The following is a 20,494-nucleotide window of genomic DNA, read 5'->3' on the forward strand; positions in this document are numbered from 1 at the left end:
TGATACCCTCGCGCCTTCGCATCGACACGTCGATGCGAAGGCGTCCGGCGCATCAGCGCCGGCGCCCGTTCGGGCTTGCCTTGCGCCTCCGAACGAGTCCGTTCGAAGGCGCGGCGGTATGAGACCGGGATCGTATCCGGCGCATTGCGGCGCAGGCGGCCCGGAGCGGCGGCACGCTCGATGGCCCCGGCCGAGATGCAGAAGTAGGCCACGACCCGGTTGCCCTTGCAGACGACGTAAGTCCGCGAGAACCGGCTCTCATTCTTCAGGGCCCGGTGACGCAGCCAATCGTTCAGGCTCGGCTCGCCGCAATCGAAGCCGGCAAGGTCGTGGGCGCCGGTGAGGGGAGTGGGCGCCGACAGGGATGGCCCGGTCTGCTCCGAACCATCGTCTACTTCTGCCATGCCGGCACGCGGCGCAGCAGGGAGCGCAGCTTCGGTCCGGGCGCGGGGGGAGCGTCGAGCGCCTGAACGAACGCGTCGAAGCGGTCGGGATCGAGCCTGAACAGCCGCTGGTCGAGCAGCACGTCGATGGCCTGCCGCCGGGCGCTCTCGACCATGAACTCGGTGCGCGTCTTGCCGAGCACGGCCGCCGCATCGTCGATGAGCCGGCGGGTATCGGCCTCGATCCGCAGGTTGATGCTGCCCTTCGCATCCGCGGACCGCTCCGCCACCATCACGGGCAAGTCTTCACGCGCTTCGGAGGCCGGCGGACGCGGTCTGGACATGGATCCAGAGTGGTGTGCTGTAACTACGTTGTCAATACGAGAAGATTCGGACGCCCCGCCTGGACCCGCGGCACGGGCCAGGAACGATGACGAATCCGTCGAACAAGACGACGGGACGCCCGAGCGGTGCTCAATGCCCCGTCGCCTCGCCGCGCCGGCTGGCCTCGTAGAGGAACCAGGTGCGCTCCTCGGACTGGTCGATCCACTCCTCGAGCATGCTGGCGGTCGAGACGTCGTCGTGCTCGTCGCACAGGGCGTGCAGCTCGCGCATCCGGCTGGTCGTGGCCTTGTTGTCGTCGCGCAGCTCCGCCAGCATGTCGAGCGGGTCGACGTACTCGGCGTCGTTGTCCAAGATCCGGGCCTTCTGGGCCGCCTGGCCCAGGGAGCGCAGCGTCGTGCCGCCGATCTTGCGGGCCCGCTCGGCCACGTCGTCGGTCACCGCGAAGATCTGCGCCGCCTGCTCGTCGAGGAGCAGGTGGTAGTCGCGGAAGTGCGGGCCGCTGACGTGCCAGTGGAAGTTCTTGGTCTTCATGTACAGGGCGAAGAAATCCGCCAGCAGGATCGTGAGGCCCTCGGCGATCTGGCGCGAGGCCTCGGCCGAGAGGTCGGTCGGCGTGTCGAGGCGCTCGGCCGCCGTGCGCAGGCGGGCATCCGGCATGGCGGTCTTCGGCTGCGCGGGCGCCTTGCTGGTGCGGGCGCCGGTGGAGCTGCGGGGCGTGCGGGCGGCGGGCGCCGCGGCGGTTTTCGGGGTCCGGGCCATGGTCCTCTCCTGGCGGACGCGGACGGTCGTTCTGCGAGCGCGTCCCATCCGCTCGCCAATTCAAGCAATGCGGGTTGGTTCCGTTCGGGAAGCGTCGCAGTCCGGAACCGGCCGGTCGATCAGGTCGGCGGGGCGGCGGTCCGCCGCTCGGCAGCCGGCGGCGCCTTCGGGACCGGAGCCGCGGCGGCCGGCTTCTCGGCCGGAGCGGCTTTGGCGGCGGGCTTCGGCGCGGCCTTGGGCGCTGGCAGAGCGGAAGTGGGATTGGCGGACGCAGCGCCGCCCGGCGCGGTCGCCGGCTTCGCCGGTGCGGACTGCGCCGGCGCGGCCCCGGCCCTGTCCTTCGGTGCCGCGGACTTGCCCTGCGCCGCCGCGGGCTTCGCCGGAGCCGGCTTGCCCAGCGCGCCGGTCACGGCGGGCTCCGCCGGCTTGCCGGTGTCGAGGCCGTAGACGTCGTCGCGAAAGTGCACCCGGCCGTCCGGGGTGGCATAGCCGGTGAGGTACACGAAGGTCACCGGCACGGGCTTCGCCAGCTTGATGTCGCGGCGCTCGCCCGTGGCGATGCCGGTCTCGATCTCCATCGGTCCCCAGGCCGAGCCGGGGCCGTTCGGGCCCGGCGTGCCCTCGAGCAGCCAGCCCACCAGCGCCTTCACGTCGGCGACGCGCACGCAGCCCGAGGAGTGGAAGCGCACGTCGCGGGAGAACAGCGACTTCGACGGCGTGTCGTGCATGTAGACCGCGTGCCGGTTCGGCATGTCGATTCGCACCTGGCCGAGGGAATTGTCGAAGCCGGGATCCTGGCGCAGGGTGTAGTTCACCGCCCGCTCGGTCGACCAGTCGACGGCGGTCGGCTGCACCTCCTGGCCCTGCCCGTCGAGCATGCGGATGTGCATCTTGGCGAGGTAGCCCGGATCCTTGCGCATGTGCGGGATGATGTCCTTCTTGATGAGGGACACCGGCACGGTCCAGGTCGGGTTGAAGTTGATGTTGGTGATCTTGGTCTCGACGGCGGGTGAGGCGCGGTCGGGCTTGCCCACCACCGCGACGTAGCGGCGCGCCACGCTGCCGCGCTCCACCGCCTCGACGGCGGCCGAGGGGATGTTGACCACGACGTAGCGGTCGCCGAACGGGAAGCTCGACCCGATCAGGCGGTTGGCGGAGGCCGCGAGCTGGCGCTGGCGCACGCTCGCCGGCACGTTGAGCGCCGCGACGGTCTGGCGGCCGAGGAGCCCGGTCTCGGGCAGGTTGTGCCGGGCCTGGTAGCGCTTGAGCGCCGCGACGAGGCCGGGGTCGAGCACGTCGGTCTCGGGGCCGCCGGGAGCGAGGTCCTCGGTGAGGACGAGGTGGCGGCGCAGGGACGGCACCGCCGGGTTGCGCTCGCCGGGCTTCACCACGAGGTCGGCCGGCAGCGGCTGCCAGCCGCCGGCCTCGACGAGCGCCTGGTAGCGCTCCGCCGCCCGCAGGGTGTCGAGGAAGGTCGCCGGAGTCAGGGTCGGGGTGATGTCCTGCGACATCCTGGCCACCACCAGGGGCGGCAGCTCGCGGGAGATCTTCTTCGCGGCGGGCTTCGCGTCGGTCGCCTTGGGATCGATCGCCTTGGAATCGATCGCCTTGGGGTCGGGCACCCTGGGATCGGGCACCTTGGGGGGGATGCCGGGCTGGATCGGGCCGACCGCCAGGGGCGTCGCCCCGTGCGGCAGTGGCTCGGGGGCCGCCGTCGCCTCCCGCGGGGCGCCCGCTGCCGGGTCGGCCGGCGCCGGCGGGGCGAGCACGGCTTGAGCCTGGGATTGCCCGGTCACCGGGGCGGGGGGAACCGGGGCCGCAGGCTCGACGGCGGCGGCGAGGCCGGTGCCGAGCAGCCAGGCGAAGGCCGCCGCCGGCGGCAGGCACGGAAACGCAACACGCAACACCATCACCGGCCTCGGGCAAGAACGCCCCCCAGGATGGTCCGGGCAGGGTTACCAAACCCCTGCCGAAGGCCCCCGGGGCACCGCGAGGGCGGCCTCAGGACGCGTCGGACGCGCCGAAGGCCGCCCGCGCCGCGGCCAGGATCTCGTCGGACAGGGCCGGATCGTCCACCGCCCGGGCGAGCACCAGGGCACCGACGAGACCCGACATCGTGGCGAGCGCCGCCGCGCGATCTCCCTCGGGCAAGGCCTGCGGCATCACGGCCTCCTGCATCCGGGCGAGGCGCGCCTCCAGCCCTTCCGTGAAGGCCCGCCGCACCGGCGCCGGCTGGCGCGCCGCCTCGCTCCCCAGGGCCGCGAGCGCGCAGCCGCCGCCCGGCCGGTCGCGGTGGGCTGCCGACAGGTAGCCTGCGACGAAGCCGGCGAGGTCGGGCGCCGCCCCGGGCCGGCCGGGAGCCGGAGCGAGCGCCTGGGCGAGTGCCTGGGCGGCGAGGTCCTCCTTCGAGGCGAAGTGGCCGTAGAAGCCGCCATGGGTCAGGCCCGCCGCCTCCATCACCTCGGCCACGGTCACGGCGGAGAACCCCTTCTCGCGCAGGAGGCGGCCCGCCGCCTCGAGGATCCGGCGCCGGTTCTCCTGGAACTGCTCGCGGGTCACCCGCATCCGAGGGGCCACTCCCTGCCGTTGACATCATTGAGGACGACGATCATCAATATAGTAACATGACATCCGTCATGAAAGAAGGCCGGAGGACGAAGGATGGTCGCCACGCCGTCGCGAGATGCGGAGGCCCGGCCGCGGGAGCGCCGCGTCGCCTGGGCCGATCCGCGGGCGCTGGCCCAGGCCGGGCAGGGCATGGCCGGGCTCGATTTCCTGCGCGCCCTGATCGCCGGGGAGGTGCCGCCGCCGCCGATCGTCACCCTGATGGGGATCGCGCTGGCGGAGGCCGAGCCGGGCCGGGTGACGATGCGGATGCCGGCGGGCGAGTACCTCTACAACCCGATCGGCAGCGTCCACGGCGGGGCGCTGGCGACGCTGCTCGACAGCGTGATGGGCTGCGCCGTGCACAGCACCCTGCCGGCCGGGCGCGGCTACACCACCCTCGAGATCAAGGTGAACTACCTGCGGGCCGTGACGGCCGGCTCCGGCCAGGTGACGGCAGTCGGGCGCATGATCCATGCCGGGCGCCGCCAGGCCGTGGCCGAGGGCAGCCTCACCGACGAGGCCGGCCGGCTCTGCGCCACCGCCAGCACCACCTGCCTGGTGTTCGACCTGCCCGCCCGCCAGGAGCGGCCCATCCACCCGGAGGAACGCCCGTGAGCCTGCCCTATCGGACCGCCCTCGTCGTCGGCGCGGGCGCCGGCATCAGCGCCGCGCTGGCCCGCCTCCTCGCGGCCGAGGGGCTGCGCGTCGGCCTCGCCGCCCGCGACGCCGGCAAGCTCGCCGCCCTCGCGGCCGAGACCGGGGCCGAGACCTTCTCCGCCGACGCCGCCGACGCGGACGCCGTGGCCGCGCTGTTCGCCGAGGCCGATGCCCGCCTCGGCGAGGCCGACGTGGTGATCTACAACGCCAGCGCCCGCGCCCCCGGGCCCCTGGCCTCCCTTGATCCGGAGGCGGTCCGGCAGGCCGTCGCGGTCACCGCCTACGGCGCCTTCCTGGTCGCCCGGGAGGCGGCGCGGCGCATGGAGCCGCGCGGGCACGGGGCGATCCTGTTCACCGGCGCCACCGCCGGCGTGAAGGGGTTTCCGCTCTCGGCCGCCTTCGCCATGGGCAAGTTCGCCCTGCGCGGCCTCGCCCAGAGCGCCGCGCGGGAACTCGGCCCCAAGGGCATCCACGTCGCCCACTTCGTGGTCGACGGCGCGGTGCGCAGCGCCCGCCGGCCCGACCCGGCGGACCGGCCGGACAGCACGCTCACCCCCGAGGGCGTGGCGCGGGCCTATCTCGACGTGCTGCGCCAGCCCCGCGACGCCTGGTCGTTCGAGGTCGAGCTGCGGCCCTGGGTCGAGCGCTTCTGAGCGCCTCGGCGGGAATCGCCGGCACGGCCTCATCGGGCGCCGCGCGCGAGGCCCCGGGCGTCCCGGCGCCCGCCTCAGCCCGTCCGGTCCGCCGTGTCGATGGTGATCCCGCCGCCGACGACGCGGGAGACGCAGGTGCAGAGCTGGGCGTTCGTCGCCTTCTGGGCCTCGCTGAAGAACACGTCGCGGTGGTCGACCGTCCCGTCGACCGCCAGGATCTTCACCGTGCACAGGCCGCACTCGCCGCGCCGGCAATCGTGGATCATCCCGACGCCCGCCGCCTCCAGGGCCTCCAGCAGGGTCTGCGTGCGGGAGACGGCGATCTCCTTGCCCAGCCGCGGGATGCGGACGGTGAAGGGCTCGGTGGCGTGGCGTCCGCCGGTGCCGAAGGTCTCGAAGCGCAGGGCTTGCGCCGGGCGGCCGGCTTCACCCCAAGCCCGGCGCGCCGCCTCCATCATCCCGTAGGGCCCGCAGACATAGGCCTCGGCCCCGGGCGCGAGGGCGGCGATCGCGGCGGGAAGGTCGATCCGCGCGCCGTCCGCGTCGGCGAAGGTGAGGAGGCGGTCGCCGATCCGCGCCCGCAGGGTGTCGGCGAGGGCGAGGTCCTGCCGGGTCCGCGCGGCGTAGAGCAGGCGGAACGGAGCGCCCGCCTGGTGCAGCGCCAGCGCCATGGCGTGGAGCGGGGTGATGCCGATCCCGCCCGCGACCAGCAGGTAGCCGGGCCGGCCCAGGGCGAGGCCGAAATGGTTGCGCGGCCCGGCGATGCTCAGGCGGGCGCCGGGTGCGAGCCCGTGCATGTAGGCCGAGCCGCCGCGGCTGTCGCGCAGGCGCTTCACGGCGATGCGGTAGAGCCCGTCCGCCGCGGAATCGAGGAGCGAGTAGGAGCGGGTGTCCGGCCGCTCGCCGATCATCACCGCCACCCCGAGATGGCTGCCGGGCGGGACCGGCGCGGCGCGCACCGAGGGCTCGATCTCCAGGAGGCGGATGTCGGGCGTCAGCGCCCGGCTGCTGCGCAGCCGTGCCGGCCGCCACTCCGTCGGTTGGGTCATGGCACGCTCCCCGGAGCCCGCTATTCCGCCGCCGCCCCGACGGGCGCGGTGTCCTTCGCCGCCCCACGGTCCTCGGCCGGCGCACCGCGGCCCTCGGCCGCTATACCGCGGCCCTCGGCCGCCAGCATCCCGTCGATCAGGCGGCGCGCCTACAGGGCGCCGGCATCGATGTTGAGGTTGTAGAACGGCTGGCGCGGCTGGCGGTCGATCGCCCGCTGCTGGGCCTCGAGCACGTCGTGGTCCTGGTCGTAGACGCCCTTGCCGTCGTTGACGTGGGCGCGGGTGAGGGCCTTCGTCAGCTCCGCGTCGTCGGTGCGGAAGTTGCGCACGAAGTTCCAGAAGTAGTGGCAGCTGGTGGCGGTCTCCGGCGTGATCGCGGCGAGGAAGAAGCCGTTCACGCCTTGGGCGCGGTCGCCCGTCCGGGCGCCGGTGCCGGCGAGGGCCACCCCGACATCGCCCGCGACCACGCTCGGCGCCTCGAACCGGATGATCTGCCAGCGGTCGACGTGGCCGGGCTTGCCCAGCAGCCGGGCCCAGAACGGCGGCGGCTCGATGCCCTCCATCCAGCGCTCCACCGTGACCTGCCGGTCGGTGTGGGTGACCTCGAACGGGCTGCGGGTGATGGCGTCGTCGCCGATGCTGCCGGCATGGACGTAGGTCTCGTGGGTCAGGTCCATCAGGTTGTCGATGACCAGCCGGTAGTCGCATTTCAGGCCGTAGAAGGTGCCGCCCTCGCCGACCCAGGGCGCGTCGCTGTTCCAGTGGAAGTCCGGCACGAGGTCGGGGTCGGCGAGCGCCGGGTCGCCCATCCAGAGCCAGACCAGGCGGTAGCGCTCCACCGCCGGGAAGGCGCGCACGCAGGCCGAGGGGTTGATGGTCTCCTGCGCCGGCATGAAGGTGCAGCGGCCCGCCGCGTCGAAGACGAGGCCGTGATAGCCGCACATCACCTGGTCGCCCTTGAGGTGGCCCAGCGAGAGCGGCAGCAGCCGGTGCCAGCAGGCATCCTCGAGCGCCGCCACGCCGCCGTCGGTACGGCGATAGAGCACCACGTCCCTGTCGCAGATCCGCCGCGGCGTCAGCGCCCGGCCGATCTCGTGATCCCACGCCGCGGCGTACCAGGCGTTCAGGGGGAAGGCCTTCGCGTCCGTCATCGTTTCCTCCCTCGCAGGTCGTCGCCTCGCAAGGTCCGTTGTCGCAGCGTCAGGCTTGGCCGTTTCCGGTCGCCAGCCGGGTCCTCGGGGGTCGCCCGCCGGCGGGCCGGACGGTGCCGCGCCGCACAAGAGTTTCGCCTGCCGGATCAGGAGTTTGGAATTGGTCCGGTTCGACCCCGGGACGCTAGCCGCCGTTCGCCGGGCGGGCCATGGACGCCCGCCGGAATTTCTTGGACGGATCCGGCGCCGGGCCTTAGCCTCGGGCCCGGGAGGAACGGGCGATGCAGACCCGGCTGGAGCGGCCGATCCCGGTCTTTCGCCTCTACGGCGAGATCGCCGAGACCACGGTCCCGAGCTTCGTCCACGCCGAGCGGATCGGCACCAGCGCGGCCCTGCACGGCTGGGAGATCGCGCCCCACCGCCACGGCGCGCTGGCGCAGGGGCTCGTCATCACCCGCGGCCACGGCGCTCTGTCGCTCGATGCCCGCCGCGAGGATTTTTCCGCGCCCTGGCTGGTCTGGGTGCCGTCGGGCGTGGTGCACGCCTTCTCGTTCCGGCCCGGCACCGACGGCATCGTGCTGTCGCTCGCCGACGATTTCCTCGCCGCCGTGGTCGATCCCGATCCGGAGGGCCCGCGCCTGCGTGCCGCCGCCGAGGCGACGTTCAGCGGGCGGCTCGGCACGCCGGAGGAGATCGACCTCGACCTGGGCAGCCTGGCCGAGGGGCTGGCGCGGGAGGCCGCCGGCGCCCTGCCGGGGGCGACGAGCGCGGTGGCGGCGCTGGTCAAGCTCCTCGTCGTCGGCGTGCTGCGCACCCGCGCCGCCCGTTCGATCACCGAGCCGGCGGCGCTCGCCCGCGCCGACCTGCACCGCCGCTACCGCCGCCTGGTCGAGACTCACCTGCGCGAGGGCTGGCCCGTCGCCCGCTTCGCCGCGGCGCTGGGGGTCAGCCCCGACCGGCTGCACGCGGCCTGCACCGAGGCGGTGCGCCGCTCGCCGCAGGGCATCCTGCACGACCGGCTGATGCTCGAGGCCAAGCGCAGCCTGATCTACACCACGCTGCCGGTCTCGAAGATCGCGTTCGACCTCGGCTTCAACGATCCGGCCTATTTCTCGCGCTTCTTCGCTGCCCGGGCGGGCATGAGCCCGGCGGCGTTCCGGCGGGCGAGCCGCACGGAGGAGGCGTGAGCGGCGGACAGCATCGCGGGCGTAAGGAGCGCCGCCGCGGGATCCGCATCGATTGTCCGGGAGAAGGAGAGTGGCTCCCCGAGCAGGACTCGAACCTGCGACAAGGCGATTAACAGTCGCCTGCTCTACCAACTGAGCTATCGGGGAACGTTGGTACGGCGCCCGCGTGGGTGCCGACGGGCGCTTATTAGCCAGTTCACCCGATGGGCGCAAGCCCGGTCTCGCCCCCCGGCGCGGCGCCCCCCGCCCGTCAGCGCGGCGGGCAGGCGGGGCCGGCCGGGCCGACCACGAGGTCGCCCTCGCGGGGGTTGTTGAGCACGAAGGGCTCGGTGCCGCCCTGGCCGAAGCCCATCAGGCCGAGATCGTAGAAGCAGCGGTCGAGGATCGCCGTGAACGTGTAGCTGTCCTGCGCCACCGGCGGCCCGACCGGCACCAGCCGCCCGCGCGGACCCCGCGCGGCGCAGTGGGCCGCGATGTCGACCCGGCCCGGGTCAAGCATGCGGATCGAGCGGGAGCTGTGCGGCGGGATGCCGACGCTGGGGCCGCCGTTGCGGCTCGCCACCGCGAAGTACGGCGAGCGATTGATGACGCGCCGGACGCAGCCGGCCTCCGCCGCGCTGATCCCGCCGGCGAGGAGGGCGGCCGCCGCCGACCACAGGTAAAGCCGCTTCACGCCCGACCGCATGGCTGCGTCTCTCCTCCGCGCAGGATCCCTGACGCTTACACCTAAGGCGTCGCGGCGCCCCCGCCAGGGGCCGCCAAGCTTCCGCGGGCACGGCGCACGACGCGCCGGCCCGGGAACGGAACGGCAGAGCTTGGCGTTGGTGTCCGGTCTCGCTGCGGCGACCGCATCCCGGCGTCGGATCGTCGTCCGCGCCCGTCCGCTTCGCCCTCGATCCTCAGCCCGGAGCCCCGATGCGCATTCGTTCCCTGCTGCTGGCCCTCTTGCTGCTCACCGGCCTCGGCGGCCTCGCCGCCGCCTCGCCGCTGATGCCGCGCGCCGCCGTGACCGTCGCCCTGGACCAGCCCTCCACGGTCGAGACCGTGCGCTGGCGCCGTCACCGGCACTGGCACCGGCGGCACTGGCATCGCCGGCATTGGCACCATCGCCGCCATTACCGCCGCCACTGGCACCATCGCCGCCACTACCGGCGCCACTACCGCCGGCACCACCATTACCGGCGGCACCACGTGCGCCGGCTGCACTTCAGCCGGCCGGCGGCGGCCCGGACGCCGGTGCGCTGGATCGAGCCGCGCCAGGCGGGACGCTGAGCCTTGACCGGGCGGCCGCCAGGAACCGGACCGGACGGGCGATCCCGCGACTGGCTCGATGTCGGGGGGGCGCCGCGGCCGGCCGCCGAGCCCGCTGCCGAGCCCATGGCCGCGGCGCCGGAGGCCCGCTTCGCCGGCTTTCGCCGCGCCGCCACCACCTTCGGCGCCCGCCTCGGCCCGGCCGCCAAGGCCGGCGTTCTCGCGGGCGTCCTGCGGGCGCGGGCGACGGCGGGCCGCCTCGCCGATCACCCCGCCACCCGGCGCGCCGCCGCCGCGACGGCGGCCGCCTGGCGGCCTGCCGCGCGCCTCGTCCGGCGGGTGCCGTGGCTCCGGGTGACGACGGTCGCGGCCGCTCTCCTCGTCGGCGTCGTCCTCGCCTACACGGCCTACGCCCTCGCGACCCTGCCGGTGAATGGCGGGCTCGCGGTGGAGCCGACCGCCTCCGCCCTGGTGGTGCGGGCCGCCGACGGGCAGGCCTTCGCGACCCGCGGCGTCATCAAGGGGGCGAAGCTCGCCCCCAAGGAGGTGCCGCCGGTCCTCGCCAAGGCGATCGTGGCGATCGAGGACCGCCGCTTCTACGACCATTACGGCATCGACCTGCGCGGGCTCCTGCGCGCCGCCCTGCGCAACGCCGCCGCCGGCGGCACCCGCGAGGGCGGCTCGACCCTGACCCAGCAGCTCGTGCGGATGAGCTACCTGTCGCAGGACCGCACCCTGAAGCGGAAGGTGCAGGAGGCGGTGCTGGCGCTGTGGCTCGAATCGCAGCTGCCGAAGGACGAGATCCTCACCCGCTACCTCAACGCCGCCTATTTCGGCGCCGGCGTCTACGGCGCCGACGCGGCGGCGCAGCGCTATTTCGGCAAGCCCGCCAAGGACCTCACCTTGAGCGAGGCCGCGATGCTGGCGGGCCTCGTGCGTGCGCCCTCGCAGCTCGCGCCCCACCGCAACCTCGACGGTGCCCGCGGACGCGCCGCCCAGGTGCTCGACGCCATGGTGGAGACCGGGGCGGTCACGAAGGCGGAGGCCGACGCGGCCCGGCGCGCACCCGCCACCGTCCGCGTGCCGACGGAGACGCCGGTCGGCACCAACTACTTCGTCGACAGCGTGGCCGAGTCCGTGCGCGGCCTGATCGGCACCGGCCCGGCGGACGCCACGGTGCGCACCACCCTCGACCTCACCCTGCAGAACATCGCCGAGAGCGTGATCGCCCGTCGCCTCGACCAGGACGGTGAGCGCCGCAAGGTCTCGCAGGGGGCCCTGGTGGCGATGGCGCCGGACGGGGCGATCCTGGCGATGGTCGGCGGGCGCGACTACGCCGAAAGCCAGTTCAACCGCGTCACCCAGGCCAAGCGCCAGCCGGGCTCGGTGTTCAAGCTGTTCGTCTACCTGACCGCCCTGCGCGAGGGCTACCGGCCCGATTCCACCCTGGTCGACCGTCCGACCCAGGTCGGCGAGTGGGAGCCCGAGAATTACGGCGGGCGCTACCGCGGCGCCGTCTCCCTGCGCACCGCCTTCGCGCACTCGATCAACACCGTGGCGGTGCAGCTCGCCGAGGCGGTGGGGATGCCGGCGGTGATCGAGACGGCGCGGGGCCTCGGCATCACCTCGGAGTTGCCGAACCTGCCGAGCCTCGCCCTCGGCTCGGCCGAGACGACGCTCATGGAGCTCACCCGGGCCTACGCCGCGATGGCGGCCGGCGCCGAGAGCGTCGAGCCCTACAGCGTGCGCCAGATCCTCGCCCGCGAGCAGCCGCTCTACACGAGGCCGCAAGCCCCCCCGACCCCGGCCCGCGACCAGGCGGCCCGGACCGCGATGCTCGACCTCCTCAGCGCCGTGGTGCGGGAGGGCTCGGGGAAGAACGCCCGGGTCTCGGTGCCGGCCGGGGGCAAGACCGGCACCACCCAGGACAGCCGCGACGCCTGGTTCATCGGCTTCGCCGGCGACCTCGTGGTCGGGGTCTGGCTCGGCAACGACGACAATGCGCCGATGGCCGGCGTCACCGGCGGCGACCTGCCGGCCCTGATCTGGCACGACTTCGTGACCCAGGCCCTCGCGGCCCGGGCCAAGTCCGGGCGATCGGAGTCCGGGCGGCCGGACGCCGCCCGTCCCGGCCCGGTGCCGCGGCCCGAGGTGGCGAGCGTCGCCGAGCCGGAGGCCGACCCGCGGGCAGGCCGGGAGGGCGCGGGTCGCGCGGTCCTGCGGGGCAGCCCGGCGGTCGTCGATACCGGCACCCTCGACTTCGACGGGCGCACGGTACGGCTGATCGGGGTCGAGGGCCTGTCCGGCCGCAACGCCCGCGAGCTCGGCCGCTACCTCCGCCGGCGCGACGTCGCCTGCGCGCCGGCAGGGGAGGGGGGCGCCTATCGCTGCTCCCTCGACGGCCAGGACCTCTCCGAGCTGATCCTGTTCAACGGCGGCGGCCGCGCCAGCGCCGACGCCACGCCGGACCTGCTCGCCGCCGAGGAGCAGGCCCGCTCGAACCGGATCGGGATCTGGCGGCGCTGACGCCTCGCGCCGTCGGATTGCGTAGGCCTTCTACTTGCCCTTCAGGCAGGGCGCGAGGACGGCCTTGAGCCGGTCGGCATCGGCCGCGGCGATCGGCACGGTCACCAGGATCGGGCTGTCGCCCTTGCGCGGGCTCTCCTGGCGCCAGCGCAGAGCGCCCGGCCCGGCGCTCGCGGCGGCCAGCAGGGGCCGGATCTTCGCCAGATCGCGCGCGTCGCCGCGCAGGGAGGCGCCCACGCCCAGCACGAAGCTCGTGCTGTCCATCCCGATGTGCCCGCTCGCCGACATGCGCTCCGCCTGCGCGACCGTGATCTCGGTCAAGGGCTTGCGAGTGCCCTCCGGGCCATGGAAGGCGTCGAAGTTGAAGCGCGTCTCCAGAGCCTCGAAGTTCGGGACGCTCAGGGTGACGTACAGTAAGCCGGGATGGGTGCGCGACTGCGGTATGCAGTCGAACCCCAGCGCGACGTCCCGGCTCTCGGACCCGATCACCGCCTTGCCGGGAAGGCTCACCTTGGCGATCTCGACCGCCAGAGCGGGTCCGGTCCAGGCCAGGCAGGTCAGCAGGAAGGCGGCTCTCAGCATCGTCGTCACCGGTCTCTCGCGGGGCACGGTGACGGTCTAGCTGATTCGGGACGTTAGGGAAGGACGGGGCGGTCCGGGATCGTCCGGCCGGCGCGGAGCGGCTCCGCTCGCGCGCCGACGGCTTTAGCCGTCCCGGCTCAGATCAGGGCGGCGTTGAGCGCGACGGTCAGCGCCGCGCCGACGGCGGCAACGCCGAGCAGCACCATGCTGCTGACCTGATCGGCAGAGTCGATGTCGTGGCCGGCGCGGTGCTTGGGATCGTTGGCGTTCATGGCGGGCTCCTCTCACGGGTTCCTCAGCCAACGTCCCGGTGCCCGGGGCGGATCGGCCGCCGCCGGGCCGCACTTTGCCGCAGGGCGAGGCGCGCGGATCAGCTGTTGTGCGCGTGGCTGGTGCCGATCACGCAGAGCGCCAGGCCGGCGATGCCGCCGAGGGTTCCGATCGGGGTCTGGAAGCGCCAGGAGGCGTAGTAGCCGGCACTGCCGATCACGACGCCGAGGAGCGTCAGCACCACCCCGCGGGTGGAGACCCTGGGCTTCTCATGGTGCGCCTTGGCTGCATCCTGGTGCATCGTCGCTCCGCCTCGTGCCGCGCCGGACTGCGCCGCCTGCCCGGTCGGGCAGGGGGAACGAGGGGGCGCCCGCCCTCTCCCTTCGGAGGAACGCGGCAGGCGCGGATTCGCTCACGGCCGCGCGCAACTCGCCTTTTCCCTGACATGCCAGGCCGGAACCGGGCTGGTAACGTTCAGGCATCGCACCGCTCTCAACCGATCGGCCGCGGGCCGACCGGCGACGCCCCCGAGCCGCGAGCCTCGCCCGTCCCGTTTCCCGACCGTGGTCAGCCTCATGCCGCAGCGCTACTTCTTCAACCTGGTCGGCCCCGCAAGTGCGATCGAGGACCCGACCGGCGTCGAGGCCGACACCCCGGACCAAGCCGAATCCGAGGCACGGGCCGTCATCACCGAGATGCGCGCGAGCGGCGATCTGCCGGACCTGGGGGCGGGCTGGCAGCTCGAGATCCGCGACGGGTCCGGCCGGCTGGTGCGGTCAATTCCGCTCGGATGATGACCGCGATCCGGCCTGCGTGAGGACCTGCCGCACGTGGGCGCGAACCTGAGCCCGGATCGCGGTGTCCCGGGCCCCCGCATTCTGCTCGGATGCCTCGGGCGTCCGGGGAGCTGCCTGCCCCATGGGTCGAGCCTTACCGCCGAGCGACATCGTGCCTGCCTCCTGTCTGAGATCCCCGGTTCGACTTCCGGGACACCGAAGGAGTTCATGAACCGTGCCGTGACACCCCGCGGTGCGCTGAGACACGATCCGTCCCTCGCCGTCGGGGTCCGGTGCCGAACTTATCCTGTGGTGAGAATCGATCCGGCACAGGTTGTACCCCGTTGCGCCAGCCACCTATAATGAAATTTGCGTTAAACCGTTCCATGAAGAAGTGCTGAGGCGCTTCTGCAACGCATCTTTTGTTAATGGAAATTGCCGCCGCGCCGGGCCGCGAGGCGAGCGGACGAGGCTCCAAGCCCGTGGCACCGGGTCGTTGCTTCGACGCGCTCCCTTGCGGGCCCGGTGGACGGCGCGCTAGCGCGCCTCGCCGCCGATGCGGGAGAAGTCCGCCACCTCGCGGGTCGCGACCCGCAGGGCATTGAGCAGGGCGAGGCGGTTGGCGCGCAAAGCGGCGGCGTCGGCGTTCACCGTCACCTTGTCGAAGAAGGCGTCGACGGGCGCGCGCAGGATCGAGAGGGCCCGCATCGCGCCCTCGAAATCCTCCGCCGCGACCGCCCGGCCCGCCTCGGCCCCGGCACTCCGCAGGGCGTCCGCCAGCGCCGATTCCTCGGGCAGGCTCAGGAGGGCCGGGTCCGGCGCCGAATCGTAGGCGCGGCCGTCCTTCTTCTCCTCGATGCGCAGGATGTTGGCGGCGCGGCGGTAGCCGGCGAGCAGGTTCTTGCCGTCCTCGGTGTCGAGGAAGCGGCCGAGCGCCTCGACGCGTCGCACCACCATCAGGAGGTCGTCCTGGCCCGGCAGGGCGAAGACGGCGTCGATCAGGTCGTGGCGGGCGCCCTGGTCGCGCAGGTAGACCTTCAGCCGGTCGGCGAAGAAGGCCAGGAGGTCGCCCGCGAGGCCGCTCGCCTCCTGCCCGTGCCCGGCCGCGGCAGCGGCGATCTGCGCCCGCAGGGGAAGCCGCGCCTCGCTGGCCAGGATCAGCCGGATCACGCCGAGCGCCGCCCGCCGCAGGGCGTACGGGTCCTTGCTGCCGGTCGGCGTCTCGCCGATGGCCCAGAAGCCGACCAGGGTGTCGAGCTTGTCGGCGAGCGCCACCGCCACCGAGACCGGCTCGGAGGGCACCCGGTCGCTCGGGCCGAGCGGCTTGTAATGCTCCTCGATCGCCGCGGCGACCGCCGGGTCCTCGCCCTGCTCGGCCGCGTAGTAGCGGCCCATCAGGCCCTGCAGTTCGGGGAACTCGCCGACCATCTCGGTGACGAGGTCGGCCTTGGCGAGGCGGGCGGCACGCTCCGCCAGCGCCGCATCGGCCCCAACCACCGGCGCCAGCGCCCGGGCCAGCGCAGCGATCCGCTCCACCCGCGCGGCTTGCGTGCCGAGCCTCTCGTGGAACACGATGCTCGCGAGCTTCGGCAGCCGGTCCTCCAGCCGGACCTTGCGGTCGGTCTCCCAGAAGAACGCCGCGTCGGAGAGCCGCGCCCGCACCACCCGCTCGTTGCCGGCGACGATCGCCGCGCCGCCATCGGAGGCCACTAGGTTCGAGACCAGGATGAAGGCGTTGGCCAGGCGCTCGCGACCGTCGGGGCCGGGGGCGCCGCGGAGCACGAAGCACTTCTGGTTCGCTCGGATGGTGGCGCGGATCACCTCCGGGGGGATTTCGAGGAAGCGCTCGTCGAAGGCGCCCATCAGGGTCACCGGCCACTCGACGAGGCCGGCCACCTCCTCCAGCAAGCCTTCGTCCTCGACGAGGTCGAGGCCGCGGGCGAAGGCGAGGTCGCGGGCGTCGTGCAGGATGATGTCCTTGCGCCGCTCGGAATCGAGCACCACGAAGGCCCGCTCCAGCGCCGGCAGGTAATCGGCGAAGCGGCGCACCTCGATCGGTTGCGGCGCCATGAAGCGGTGGCCGCGGGTGGTGAGCCCCGCCTCGATCCCGTCGACGGAGAACGGCACCACCTCCGGCGTCTCGGTCTCGGGGCCGAAGCTCGCGACGATCGAGTGCAGCGGGCGCACCCAGCGCAGGGAGCCGGGCTCGCGGGACGCCGCGCCCCAGCGCATCGACTTCGGCCAGGGAAAGCTCCTGACGATCGCCGGCAGGATCTCGGCCAGAACCTCGATCGTCTCGCGGCCGGGCCGCTCGATCACCGCGACGTAGAACTCGCCCTTCTTCGGGTCGGAGACGATCCTGGCCTCGTCGAGGCTCGCGAGACCGGCGCTCTTGAGGAAGCCCTGCACCGCGCCCTCGGGGGCGCCGACGCGGGGCCCCTTGCGCTCCTCGCGCACGTCCTGGCCGCGGGGCGGCAGGCCGGCGACGTGGAGGGCGAGGCGCCGGGGCGTCGCGAAGGCCTTGGCGCCCTCGTAGAGGAAGCCGCGCTCGACCAGCGCATCGGTGACGAGCTTGCGCAGGTCCTCGGCCGCGCGCCGCTGCATGCGGGCGGGGATTTCCTCGGAGAAGAGTTCGAGCAGCAGGTCGGGCATCGGGCGGCCTCAAGGCTCTGCTTCAGCAGAGCCCAGTATCGAGGAATGGCGTGGCGGGTGTGTAGCGCCGGGGCGCGGGGATGTCAGGGGGCGGCCGTCTCGCCGACGAGGCCGCCGGCCTCCGTGCGCCGCCAGGCCTCGCCGCAGGCCTTGGCGAGCTCGCGCACCCGCAGGATGTAGCTCTGCCGCTCGGTCACCGAGATCACCCCGCGAGCGTCGAGCAGGTTGAAGACGTGGCTCGCCTTGATGCACTGGTCGTAGGCCGGCTGCGCCATGCGGTGGCGGGCGTCGTTGCCGCCCGGCCCCGGCTCGCCGGCCTGGAGGTAGGCCCGGCAGGCGGCCTCGGCGTCGCGGAACTGCCGAAAGAGCATCTCGGTGTCGGCGGCCTCGAAGTTGTGGCGCGAGTATTCCTGCTCGGCCTGCAGGAAGACGTCGCCGTAGGTGACCTTCTCGTCGCCCTCGCGGCCGTTGAAGTTGAGGTCGTAGACGTTCTCGACGCCCTGGACGTACATCGCCAGGCGCTCGAGGCCGTAGGTCAACTCACCCGCGACCGGGGCGCATTCGAAGCCGGCGACCTGCTGGAAGTAGGTGAACTGGCTCACCTCCATCCCGTCGCACCAGCATTCCCAGCCCAGCCCCCAGGCGCCGAGGGTCGGGCTCTCCCAGTCGTCCTCGACGAAGCGGATGTCGTGCAGGCCGAGATCGACCCCGATCGCCTTGAGCGAGTCGAGGTAGAGCTCCTGAAGGTTCGGCGGGTTCGGCTTCAGGATCACCTGGAACTGGTAGTAATGCTGGAGCCGGTTCGGGTTCTCGCCGTAGCGCCCGTCCTTCGGCCGGCGCGAGGGCTGCACGTAGGCCGCCTTCCAGGGCTTCGGCCCGAGCGCCCGCAGGGTGGTGGCCGGATGGAACGTGCCCGCCCCGACCTCCATGTCGTAGGGCTGCAGGATCACGCAGCCCTGCGCGGCCCAGAACCGCTGGAGCGTCAGGATCAGCCCCTGGAACGAGCGGGTCGGCTGGAGGTCGGCGTCGGTGGCGGTCAGGGGCCTTGCGGTGCTCATGGGCCTTGCGGTGTCGGACGGGGCAATTCTCGGCGCGGAGCCTTAGAACCGGCAGCCCCCGAGTCAAGCGCGGGTGCGCCGCCGCACCTGCTCGCCGGGGCGCTGGAACCGGATAACGGTCAAGCTCGTTGACAGTACAGATCCGAACATGATGCCGCCGGATGCGGCGCAAGACTTGAGGGAGACTGTCCGTGACCCACCGCCTGACCTTGGTCGCTGCCGCCGCGCTCCTGTCCCTGGTCGCGACCCCGCTGGTGGTGCGGGCGGGTTCGGACGCCCCGAAAGCTGAGCCGGCGCCCGTCGCCGTCGAGGCCGCCACGCCTGCCGCCACCGAGGCGCCGGCCCCCGCCTGCCGGTCGGTGCGGGTGGTGTATGCGGGCTACGCGGCGCCGGCCTGCGGGCGGTGAGGGACGACCCCCGCCCGACGTGAAACCCTCCATCGTCACCCCGGGGCCGCGAAGCGGAGCCCGGGATCCGGAACCGCCGACGCTGCAGGATGAAGCGGACAGTGTTCGGCCTGACCCTGCGACGTCAGCGGTTCCGGATCCCGGGATCTCGCCCGCGGCGAGCCCCGGGATGACTCGGTGCCTCGGAAGGCGTCGGCTCACCTTCGCCTTGTCGGGCGGCCCGGCGCTCACAGCACCGGCATCGCTCCCGCCACGGTCACCAGCGCCCCCGAGGTGTAGCTGCTCTCGTCGGAGGCCAGCATGACGTAGGCCGAGGCCAGCTCCGCCGGCTGGCCCGGGCGGCCGAACGGGACCTGGCTGCCGAAGGACTTCACCGAATCGTCCTCCATCCCGGACGGGATGAACGGCGTCCAGATCGGGCCAGGCAGCACGCCGTTCACGCGGATGCCCTTCTCGGCGAGGAGCTGGGCGAGGCTCAGCACCAGGTTGCTGAGCGCGCCCTTGGTGGCGCTGTAGGCCAGCAGCGACGGCATCGGATGCTTCGAGTTCACGGACGAGGTGAAGATCACCGAGGCGCCGGGCTTCAGGTGCGCCATCGCCGCCTTGGTGACGTAGAACGACCCGAACACGTTGGTGCGGAAGTGGTCCTCGAACACTTGGTCGTCGATCGCGTCGAGGCCCTGGTTCGGCTGCTGGAAGGCGCCGTTGTTCACCACCACGTCGAGGCGGCCGAAGGTCTCGGCCGTGCGGGCGACGATCTCGCGGCCGTAGGACGCGTCCTTCAGGTCGCCCGGCAGCAGCAGGGCCCGGCGTCCGGCCTTCTCGACCCACTGCGCCACTGCCTCGGCGTCGCCCTGCTCGGAGGGCAGGTAGGAGATCGCGACGTCGGCGCCCTCGCGGGCATACGCGATGGCGACCGCGCGGCCGATGCCGGAATCACCCCCGGTGATCAGCGCCGCCCGGCCGGTGAGCTTGCCGGAGCCCTTGTAGCTCGCCTCGCCGTGGTCGGGCTCGGGCGTCATCCGGCCGGTCAGGCCGGGAAAGCCCTGCGGCTGGCTCTCGAAGGGCGGGCGGGGATACTTGGTGAGCGGGTTGGGGACATCGGACGACATGAGGGACGGCCTCCGGCTGGCGGTGGGTCAGGCCGCCGTCAACCGGGGAGGATCCCCGCCGTTCCCGACTTTCCCCGGGTACCCCTCACCCGTCCCGCGGCTCCTCGTCCTGGCTCAAGGAATCCTCCTCGCGGCCGGGGATCGCGTAGCGGCCGCTGAGCCAGCGCTGCAGGTCGACATCGGCGCAGCGCTTGGAGCAGAACGGCTTGTAGGCCGGGGCCGCCGGCTTGCCGCAGATCGGGCAGGCCGGATCGGCCGGCGGAGGGGTCTCGTCGGCTTGCGTCATGCGCCTCCTCGCGAGATCAGGCCGCGTCGCGCCAGGCGCCGCGGACCGGGAAGCCCTCGCCCTCGAGCAGCCCCACCGTCTCGTAGAGCGGCAGGCCGACCACGGCGCTGTAGGAGCCGACGAGCTTGACCACGAAGCTGCCGGCGAGGCCCTGGATCGCGTAAGCCCCGGCCTTGCCGCGCCACTCGCCGCTGGCGAGGTAGCCGTCGACCTCCCGGGCCGAGAGGCGCTTGAACCGCACCCGGGTCTCGACCAGGCGCTCCCGCGGCCGGTCCTTCGGCCCGATGACGCAGACCGCGGTGTAGACCCGGTGGGCCCGGCCGGAGAGAAGGCGGAGGCAGGCCGCCGCCTCGTCCGTCACCTCGGCCTTCGGCAGGATGCGCCGCCCCACCGCCACAACGGTGTCGGCCGCCACCACGTAGGCCTGGTGCAGCTCCTCGCCGCTGCGCGCCGCCGAGACCGCCACGTCCAGCTTGGCCCGGGCCAGGCGGCGCACCAGGTCCCGGGGCTTCTCGGATTTCAGCGGCGTCTCGTCGAGGTCGGCCGGCAGCAGGGCGTCCGGCTCGAGTCCCGCCTGCTGTAGCAGGGCGAGGCGCCGCGGCGAGGCCGAGGCCAGGACGAGCTTCGGGCGCGCGGCCTGCGGGATCGGTGAGGTCTCGGTCATGAGGCGCCGTGTCTCGAGGGGGTTCAACGCCCGATGCCCTATCTGGCCGGCGAAATCCAGCATCGCGGGCAAGGACGAGGAAGGGAGCCCGGCGGCCCGGCCTGCACGACATTCTGCAA

General features: G+C 73.2%; 22 protein-coding genes, 1 tRNA gene and 1 pseudogene. 7 read left to right on the forward strand and 17 right to left on the reverse strand.

Translation table 11 applies throughout. From position 1 onward, the window contains the following. The 5 genes and pseudogenes from VQ02_RS38675 to VQ02_RS05520 form a co-directional block, all read right to left on the reverse strand. Positions 1-404, reverse strand: a pseudogene (locus VQ02_RS38675) (hypothetical protein); the annotation flags it as partial. Then, complete coding sequence (locus VQ02_RS05505) at positions 392-727, reverse strand: type II toxin-antitoxin system TacA family antitoxin (protein ID WP_048443161.1); 336 nt, start codon at positions 725-727, stop codon at positions 392-394. The pseudogene VQ02_RS38675 and the gene VQ02_RS05505, both read right to left, overlap by 13 nt. 130 nt (positions 728-857) lie before the next feature. Continuing rightward, positions 858-1,385 carry a Dps family protein gene (locus VQ02_RS05510; protein WP_048443196.1) on the reverse strand — a complete coding sequence of 176 codons (528 nt, stop codon included), beginning with the start codon at positions 1,383-1,385 and terminating at the stop codon, positions 858-860. Positions 1,386-1,606: 221 nt separating this feature from the next. Further along, positions 1,607-3,397, reverse strand: a complete 1,791-nt coding sequence (locus VQ02_RS05515) for a L,D-transpeptidase family protein (RefSeq protein WP_048443162.1) — start codon at positions 3,395-3,397, stop codon at positions 1,607-1,609. Between the two features lie 91 nt (positions 3,398-3,488). Next, positions 3,489-4,052 (reverse strand): TetR/AcrR family transcriptional regulator, encoded by a 564-nt coding sequence (locus tag VQ02_RS05520; protein WP_048443163.1) that lies wholly within the window; start codon positions 4,050-4,052, stop codon positions 3,489-3,491. A 96-nt stretch (positions 4,053-4,148) separates the two neighbouring features. Here VQ02_RS05520 and VQ02_RS05525 point away from each other — a divergent pair, with 96 nt between their 5' ends. Both VQ02_RS05525 and VQ02_RS05530 read left to right on the forward strand, forming a co-directional pair. Further along, entirely contained in the window at positions 4,149-4,709 is a 561-nt protein-coding gene (locus VQ02_RS05525) for a PaaI family thioesterase (RefSeq protein ID WP_048443164.1), read from the forward strand. Next, positions 4,706-5,404: an SDR family NAD(P)-dependent oxidoreductase gene (locus VQ02_RS05530; protein WP_048443165.1), complete on the forward strand. Its 699-nt coding sequence runs from the start codon at positions 4,706-4,708 to the stop codon at positions 5,402-5,404. The genes VQ02_RS05525 and VQ02_RS05530 overlap by 4 nt, the downstream gene beginning before the upstream one ends. A 74-nt stretch (positions 5,405-5,478) precedes the next feature. Here the strand turns inward: VQ02_RS05530 and VQ02_RS05535 are convergent, their stop codons facing one another. Both VQ02_RS05535 and VQ02_RS05540 read right to left on the reverse strand, forming a co-directional pair. Next, positions 5,479-6,453, reverse strand: a complete 975-nt coding sequence (locus VQ02_RS05535; RefSeq protein WP_048443166.1) for a PDR/VanB family oxidoreductase — start codon at positions 6,451-6,453, stop codon at positions 5,479-5,481. A gap of 149 nt (positions 6,454-6,602) precedes the next feature. Further along, on the reverse strand, positions 6,603-7,604 hold the full coding sequence (locus VQ02_RS05540) for an aromatic ring-hydroxylating dioxygenase subunit alpha (RefSeq protein WP_048443167.1): 1,002 nt from the start codon (positions 7,602-7,604) through the stop codon (positions 6,603-6,605). A 281-nt stretch (positions 7,605-7,885) separates the two neighbouring features. On the opposite strand from VQ02_RS05540, the gene VQ02_RS05545 reads away from it, so the two are divergent. Beyond that, positions 7,886-8,791 (forward strand): helix-turn-helix domain-containing protein, encoded by a 906-nt coding sequence (locus VQ02_RS05545; RefSeq protein ID WP_053080246.1) that lies wholly within the window; start codon positions 7,886-7,888, stop codon positions 8,789-8,791. Positions 8,792-8,862: 71 nt separating this feature from the next. Here VQ02_RS05545 and VQ02_RS05550 read toward each other — a convergent pair. Together VQ02_RS05550 and VQ02_RS05555 are read right to left on the reverse strand one after the other, a co-directional pair. Next, positions 8,863-8,938: transfer RNA gene (locus tag VQ02_RS05550), tRNA-Asn, on the reverse strand. 103 nt (positions 8,939-9,041) lie between these two features. Further along, positions 9,042-9,476 carry a hypothetical protein gene (locus VQ02_RS05555; protein ID WP_048443168.1) on the reverse strand — a complete coding sequence of 145 codons (435 nt, stop codon included), beginning with the start codon at positions 9,474-9,476 and terminating at the stop codon, positions 9,042-9,044. 230 nt (positions 9,477-9,706) lie between these two features. On the opposite strand from VQ02_RS05555, the gene VQ02_RS05560 reads away from it, so the two are divergent. Together VQ02_RS05560 and VQ02_RS05565 are read left to right on the forward strand one after the other, a co-directional pair. Then, positions 9,707-10,063 (forward strand): hypothetical protein, encoded by a 357-nt coding sequence (locus tag VQ02_RS05560; protein WP_048443169.1) that lies wholly within the window; start codon positions 9,707-9,709, stop codon positions 10,061-10,063. A 105-nt stretch (positions 10,064-10,168) separates the two neighbouring features. After that, a complete protein-coding gene (locus tag VQ02_RS05565) occupies positions 10,169-12,568 on the forward strand; it encodes a PBP1A family penicillin-binding protein (protein WP_083469074.1) in 2,400 nt (799 codons plus the stop codon). Positions 12,569-12,598: 30 nt separating this feature from the next. Here the strand turns inward: VQ02_RS05565 and VQ02_RS05570 are convergent, their stop codons facing one another. From VQ02_RS05570 to VQ02_RS05575, 3 genes are all read right to left on the reverse strand, one after another. Further along, positions 12,599-13,159 carry a hypothetical protein gene (locus tag VQ02_RS05570; RefSeq protein ID WP_048443171.1) on the reverse strand — a complete coding sequence of 187 codons (561 nt, stop codon included), beginning with the start codon at positions 13,157-13,159 and terminating at the stop codon, positions 12,599-12,601. 128 nt (positions 13,160-13,287) lie between these two features. Then, a complete protein-coding gene (locus tag VQ02_RS39700) occupies positions 13,288-13,422 on the reverse strand; it encodes a hypothetical protein (protein WP_280818935.1) in 135 nt (44 codons plus the stop codon). Between the two features lie 98 nt (positions 13,423-13,520). Further along, positions 13,521-13,721, reverse strand: a complete 201-nt coding sequence (locus tag VQ02_RS05575) for a hypothetical protein (protein ID WP_048443172.1) — start codon at positions 13,719-13,721, stop codon at positions 13,521-13,523. Positions 13,722-13,995: 274 nt separating this feature from the next. On the opposite strand from VQ02_RS05575, the gene VQ02_RS05580 reads away from it, so the two are divergent. Next, a complete protein-coding gene (locus VQ02_RS05580; protein WP_048443198.1) occupies positions 13,996-14,214 on the forward strand; it encodes a DUF6894 family protein in 219 nt (72 codons plus the stop codon). Positions 14,215-14,733: 519 nt separating this feature from the next. Here the strand turns inward: VQ02_RS05580 and glyS are convergent. Further along, the gene (gene glyS, locus VQ02_RS05585; RefSeq protein ID WP_048443173.1) at positions 14,734-16,848 is read right to left on the reverse strand and encodes a glycine--tRNA ligase subunit beta; all 2,115 of its coding nucleotides are present in this window, start codon (positions 16,846-16,848) and stop codon (positions 14,734-14,736) included. An 83-nt stretch (positions 16,849-16,931) separates the two neighbouring features. Further along, a complete protein-coding gene (locus VQ02_RS05590) occupies positions 16,932-17,906 on the reverse strand; it encodes a glycine--tRNA ligase subunit alpha (RefSeq protein ID WP_048443174.1) in 975 nt (324 codons plus the stop codon). Positions 17,907-18,097: 191 nt separating this feature from the next. On the opposite strand from VQ02_RS05590, the gene VQ02_RS05595 reads away from it, so the two are divergent. After that, a complete protein-coding gene (locus VQ02_RS05595) occupies positions 18,098-18,313 on the forward strand; it encodes a hypothetical protein (protein ID WP_048443175.1) in 216 nt (71 codons plus the stop codon). Between the two features lie 227 nt (positions 18,314-18,540). Here the strand turns inward: VQ02_RS05595 and VQ02_RS05600 are convergent, their stop codons facing one another. The 3 genes from VQ02_RS05600 to VQ02_RS05610 form a co-directional block, all read right to left on the reverse strand. After that, positions 18,541-19,425, reverse strand: a complete 885-nt coding sequence (locus tag VQ02_RS05600; RefSeq protein ID WP_048443176.1) for an SDR family oxidoreductase — start codon at positions 19,423-19,425, stop codon at positions 18,541-18,543. An 85-nt stretch (positions 19,426-19,510) separates the two neighbouring features. Beyond that, positions 19,511-19,711, reverse strand: a complete 201-nt coding sequence (locus tag VQ02_RS05605; RefSeq protein ID WP_048443177.1) for a DNA gyrase inhibitor YacG — start codon at positions 19,709-19,711, stop codon at positions 19,511-19,513. A 16-nt stretch (positions 19,712-19,727) separates the two neighbouring features. After that, positions 19,728-20,375, reverse strand: a complete 648-nt coding sequence (locus tag VQ02_RS05610; RefSeq protein ID WP_048443178.1) for a Maf-like protein — start codon at positions 20,373-20,375, stop codon at positions 19,728-19,730. Positions 20,376-20,494 lie beyond the last annotated feature (119 nt).

It is taken from the genome of Methylobacterium variabile (genome assembly GCF_001043975.1).
Lineage (GTDB): Bacteria > Pseudomonadota > Alphaproteobacteria > Rhizobiales > Beijerinckiaceae > Methylobacterium > Methylobacterium variabile.

Coding starts and splice junctions, on each gene's coding strand:
- VQ02_RS05505 (WP_048443161.1), bottom strand. CDS start 727: ATGTCCAGACCGCGTCCGCCGGCCTCCGAAGCGCGTGAAGACTTGCCC.
- VQ02_RS05510 (WP_048443196.1), bottom strand. CDS start 1,385: ATGCCGGATGCCCGCCTGCGCACGGCGGCCGAGCGCCTCGACACGCCG.
- VQ02_RS05515 (WP_048443162.1), bottom strand. CDS start 3,397: ATGGTGTTGCGTGTTGCGTTTCCGTGCCTGCCGCCGGCGGCGGCCTTC.
- VQ02_RS05520 (WP_048443163.1), bottom strand. CDS start 4,052: ATGCGGGTGACCCGCGAGCAGTTCCAGGAGAACCGGCGCCGGATCCTC.
- VQ02_RS05525 (WP_048443164.1), top strand. CDS start 4,149: ATGGTCGCCACGCCGTCGCGAGATGCGGAGGCCCGGCCGCGGGAGCGC.
- VQ02_RS05535 (WP_048443166.1), bottom strand. CDS start 6,453: ATGACCCAACCGACGGAGTGGCGGCCGGCACGGCTGCGCAGCAGCCGG.
- VQ02_RS05540 (WP_048443167.1), bottom strand. CDS start 7,604: ATGACGGACGCGAAGGCCTTCCCCCTGAACGCCTGGTACGCCGCGGCG.
- VQ02_RS05545 (WP_053080246.1), top strand. CDS start 7,886: ATGCAGACCCGGCTGGAGCGGCCGATCCCGGTCTTTCGCCTCTACGGC.
- VQ02_RS05555 (WP_048443168.1), bottom strand. CDS start 9,476: ATGCGGTCGGGCGTGAAGCGGCTTTACCTGTGGTCGGCGGCGGCCGCC.
- VQ02_RS05560 (WP_048443169.1), top strand. CDS start 9,707: ATGCGCATTCGTTCCCTGCTGCTGGCCCTCTTGCTGCTCACCGGCCTC.
- VQ02_RS05565 (WP_083469074.1), top strand. CDS start 10,169: ATGGCCGCGGCGCCGGAGGCCCGCTTCGCCGGCTTTCGCCGCGCCGCC.
- VQ02_RS39700 (WP_280818935.1), bottom strand. CDS start 13,422: ATGAACGCCAACGATCCCAAGCACCGCGCCGGCCACGACATCGACTCT.
- VQ02_RS05575 (WP_048443172.1), bottom strand. CDS start 13,721: ATGCACCAGGATGCAGCCAAGGCGCACCATGAGAAGCCCAGGGTCTCC.
- VQ02_RS05580 (WP_048443198.1), top strand. CDS start 13,996: ATGCCGCAGCGCTACTTCTTCAACCTGGTCGGCCCCGCAAGTGCGATC.
- glyS (WP_048443173.1), bottom strand. CDS start 16,848: ATGCCCGACCTGCTGCTCGAACTCTTCTCCGAGGAAATCCCCGCCCGC.
- VQ02_RS05590 (WP_048443174.1), bottom strand. CDS start 17,906: ATGAGCACCGCAAGGCCCCTGACCGCCACCGACGCCGACCTCCAGCCG.
- VQ02_RS05600 (WP_048443176.1), bottom strand. CDS start 19,425: ATGTCGTCCGATGTCCCCAACCCGCTCACCAAGTATCCCCGCCCGCCC.
- VQ02_RS05605 (WP_048443177.1), bottom strand. CDS start 19,711: ATGACGCAAGCCGACGAGACCCCTCCGCCGGCCGATCCGGCCTGCCCG.
- VQ02_RS05610 (WP_048443178.1), bottom strand. CDS start 20,375: ATGACCGAGACCTCACCGATCCCGCAGGCCGCGCGCCCGAAGCTCGTC.